This window comes from Nonomuraea sp. SBT364, assembly GCF_001083785.1.
GTDB lineage: Bacteria > Actinomycetota > Actinomycetes > Streptosporangiales > Streptosporangiaceae > Nonomuraea.
In genome coordinates, this window is sequence record NZ_LAVL01000357.1 from 1 (window position 1) to 1,047 (window position 1,047).

At 76.5% G+C, this 1,047-nt stretch carries 1 protein-coding gene; it reads right to left on the bottom strand.

Features of this window, described 5'->3' with window-relative positions; translation table 11 throughout:
* Positions 1 to 30: 30 nt before the first annotated feature.
* The coding region (locus tag ADY59_RS47335; protein WP_231619259.1) for a serine hydrolase at positions 31 to 1,047 on the bottom strand (1,017 nt) is incomplete at its 5' end.

Genomic DNA, 1,047 nt, shown 5'->3' on the forward strand with positions numbered 1-1,047 from the left:
GTTCGGGGTGGACCGCTGGGCGGGTGGTTGTCAGAGGTGGGCGGCGGTGGCGAGCAGGGCGCCCGCTTGGCGGACGGCGTGGGCCAGGTGCTGGTCGGAGCCCGGCGGGCCGCCGGCCAGCACCGCGTAGGCCAGCGGGCCCATGAGGCCGACGTCGGTGCGGATGCCGTCGTCGGTGCCGGTCTTGTTGGCGATCCGGGTGCCCTCCGGGTCGTGCCACATCAGGGCCGGGACGAGGCCGTGGTCGGTGTTGGCCAGCATCCACTCGCGCATCAGGACCTGCCATCCGTCCGGGCCCGCCAAGCGCCCCGCCAGGCCCGCCAGCTCACCGGCCGTGCCGATCGCGAACGTCGCCGGGTGCCCGGGGCCGCGCGGCTCCCTGATCCGGTCCAGCAGCCGGGTGCGGGTCAGGCCCAGGGCGGCGCCGGCGGCGTTCACCCGGTCCAGGCCGATCCGGCGCAGTAGCGCGTTCGTCGCCGTGTTGTCGCTCACCGCCGCCGTGAGCAGGGCCAGGTCGCCGACCGTCCACGCCCGCGCGGACAGCCCCAGCAGCAGGCCCGAGCCGCCGCAGTAGTCGTCGTCGTGCACCGGCACCGGCTCGTCCGGGTCCAGGATGCCGCCGTCCACGCTCATCGCCACCTCGGCCAGCAACAGCAGCTTCCCGACACTGGCCAGCGGCAGCTCCACATCCTCGTTCAACGCCAGTCCCGCCGGCGACGGGCCGGGTGGCACTCCGGGAGCCCCACCGGCAGGGCGCGTGTCAGGGCGCATGTCAGGGCGCATGGCAGGGCGTACGGACACGGCCAGCGTGCCGGGGCACGCGGCGGCGATCCGCTCCAGCGCCGCCACGATGGCCCCCCGCCCGCCGCTCGCCACCTCAGCGAGATCCGCGCCCTCCACCGCCGACGCGGCCTCCCGGAGAACCGCCGCGGCCGCCCGCCCGGCGCGCCCCACCTCCGAGCCGCCGTCCCGCAGGGCACTGCCCTGCTGTGCGGTGCCGCTGTCTTGGTCGGCGTCGCCGTTCCGTGCCGGGGTGTGGGGTGGGAG